The sequence below is a fragment of the Streptomyces sp. NH27 genome (genome assembly GCF_056859195.1).
In genome coordinates this window covers 1-2573 of the sequence record NZ_JACEGK010000761.1, presented here as the reverse complement: position 1 = coordinate 2573, position 2573 = coordinate 1, and the positions used below count along the sequence as shown (strand labels likewise).

3 protein-coding genes are annotated in these 2573 nt (G+C 69.8%); all 3 read left to right on the top strand.

Translation table 11 applies throughout. The features are described 5' to 3' along the window. Positions 1–8 precede the first annotated feature (8 nt). The 3 genes from AC13HU_RS35470 (at position 9) to AC13HU_RS35460 (ending at position 2390) form a co-directional block, all read left to right on the top strand. Entirely contained in the window at positions 9–884 is an 876-nt protein-coding gene (locus AC13HU_RS35470; protein ID WP_483046116.1) for an SIS domain-containing protein, read from the top strand. A gap of 181 nt (positions 885–1065) precedes the next feature. Continuing rightward, positions 1066–1920 carry a class II fructose-bisphosphate aldolase gene (locus tag AC13HU_RS35465; protein WP_483046115.1) on the top strand — a complete coding sequence of 285 codons (855 nt, stop codon included), beginning with the start codon at positions 1066–1068 and terminating at the stop codon, positions 1918–1920. 266 nt (positions 1921–2186) lie between these two features. Further along, entirely contained in the window at positions 2187–2390 is a 204-nt protein-coding gene (locus AC13HU_RS35460) for a MarR family transcriptional regulator (protein ID WP_483046114.1), read from the top strand. Positions 2391–2573: the final 183 nt, after the last annotated feature.

Below are 2573 nucleotides of genomic sequence, written 5' to 3'. Positions count from 1 at the left end.
CCCCTTCCCTGACCACGACCGAGATCACGACCCAGCCCGACTGCTGGCAACGCGCGGCCGAACTCGCCCCGGAGCAGTCCGGCAAACTGCCGGCCCGCGGCGAACGGGTCGCGGTCATCGGCTGCGGCACCTCCTGGTTCATGGCCCAGTCCTACGCCACCCTGCGCGAGAGCATCGGGCACGGCGAGACCGATGCCTTCGCCGCCTCCGAGTTCCCGCTCGGCCGCAGCTACGACCGGGTGCTCGCGATCACCCGCTCCGGCACGACCACCGAAGTACTCAGGGCCTGCGAGCAGTTGCTCGGCTCCACTCCGGTCACCGCCATCACCGCCGACCCGAAGACCCCGGTGATGCAGGCCGCCGACGAGATCGTCGTCCTCGACTTCGCCGACGAGCAGTCCGTGGTGCAGACCCGCTTCGCCACCACCGCGCTGGTGCTGCTCCGCGCGCACCTCGGCGAGGACCTCACCTCCGCGATCGCCGACGCCCGCACCGCCATCACCGACGAGCTGGCACCCGAGGCACTCGCTGCCGAGCAGATCACCTTCCTCGGCACGGGCTGGACCTACGGGCTGGCCCAGGAAGCCGCGCTGAAGATGCGCGAGGCGGCCGGCGCCTGGACCGAGGCATACCCGGCCATGGAGTACCGCCACGGCCCGATCAGCATCACCGGACCCGGACGCGTCGCCTGGTCCTTCGGCCCGCTGCCCGACGGCCTGGCCGCGAACATCGCCGCCGTCGGCGGCCACCTGGAACACCGGCCCACCGCCGACCCGCTGGCCGACCTGATCCGCGCCCAGCGCCTCGCCGTCGCGATCGCCGAGGCAAAGGGCTACGACCCCGACCGCCCGCGCAACCTGACCCGCTCGGTCATCCTCTCCTGATTCCCATCTCCACCCACCTCCCTTCGACTGCTGACGATCCGTCCGAATCCGTTCGCACCCGCTCCGCACCTCCCGTCCGCCGCTCCCACGGCTGACCCACCCGCCCAATCGCCGGCGCGTTCCGTGCCGACCCACCGGTCCCCGCGCACACCCAGGGGACCCGGACCCCGAGGAAGCCCGCATGCCGACCGCTGCCACCGCCGAACTCGTCCTCGCCGCCCACGCGTCCGGCGGTGGTGTGGCCGCCTTCAACGTGATCACCCTGGAGCACGCCGAGGCGATCACCGCGGCCGCCGAGCAGACCGGCCTGCCCGTCATCCTCCAGATCAGTGAGAACGCCGTGAAGTTCCACGGCGGCCGCCTCGACGGCGTGCTCGCAGGTGCTGCTGCCGCCGCCGAAGCGGCCTCCGTGCCTGTCTCCCTCCACCTGGACCACGTGGAGGACGAGGCACTTCTCCGCGCCGGGGTCGCGGCCGGCGTGACCTCGGTGATGTTCGACGCGTCCGTCCTGCCTTATGAGCAGAACGTCAGTGCCACCTCCCGGGTCACCGAGTGGGCCCACACCCACGGGGTGTGGGTGGAGGCCGAACTCGGTGAGGTGGGCGGCAAGGACGGCGCACACGCCCCGGGGGTGCGCACCGACCCGGCCGAAGCGGCATCCTTCACCGCCGCCACAGGTGTGGACTCACTGGCTGTCGCAGTCGGCAGTTCGCACGCCATGACCGAGCGCACTGCCACCCTCGACCACGAACTCATCGGCCGGCTGCGCGAGTCCGTGGGCGTGCCGCTGGTCCTGCACGGCTCGTCCGGTGTGTCCGACGGCGAGTTGCGGCGGGCGGTCGCCGCAGGAATGGCGAAGGTCAACATCGGCACGGCCCTCAACATCGCCTTCACCACCGCCGTACGCGACCATCTCGCAGCCAACCCCACAGCGGTCGACCCGCGCCGCTACCTCCGCCCGGCTCGCGACGCGATGACGGCCACCGCTGCCCATCTGCTGCGGGTCGTGGCCGGCGAGCCCGAACAAGAGGACTGAAGCGGACGGAGCGAGATCGTCACGCACTCGAAGTCTCCCGCAGCCCGGCCGACCCGAAACGATCCACACCCACAGATGACTCGAACGAGTGACCGATAAGAGCTCCGGTGTGATCGATACTTCAGTAGCACCGGCCGTCACCTGGCATTTGTCACCGTTACGCGAGTTCCGTGTCACAGAAGATCAACAACCGCATGCGGTCGTCGCAGCCCGTCGTTGACCGGACGAAGGTGCTGATCGACATCCCTGTCGCATGGAGGTTCTTCATGACCGATCGAACTCTGTGGTCGTACGCGGACATCGCAGCCCATATCCGCGTGCAGGTCGACACCGTGCGCTCGTACCGCAAACACGGACACCTGCCGGAACCCGATGCGGTGAAGGGTGGGAAGCCCTTCTGGTACGCGGACACGATCCGGTCGTGGAGTGCCAGGCGTCCGGGCAACAGGGGGCACCGGGACACCGGTTGAGCTCTACGGCCACCTGACCCGCGCGATGAGTTGAGTGAGTACCGGGCGCGGGTCGGAAGGGGCGAGAGACGCACCCCGGCGCGGGCATGTCTATGTGCCGCGCCCGGTCAGCGGACAGGAACTGTCATCCGCGTCATTGTCCGGGGGCGGCAGGGGGGAAGGCAGAATCTCTCGGCCTTCCGT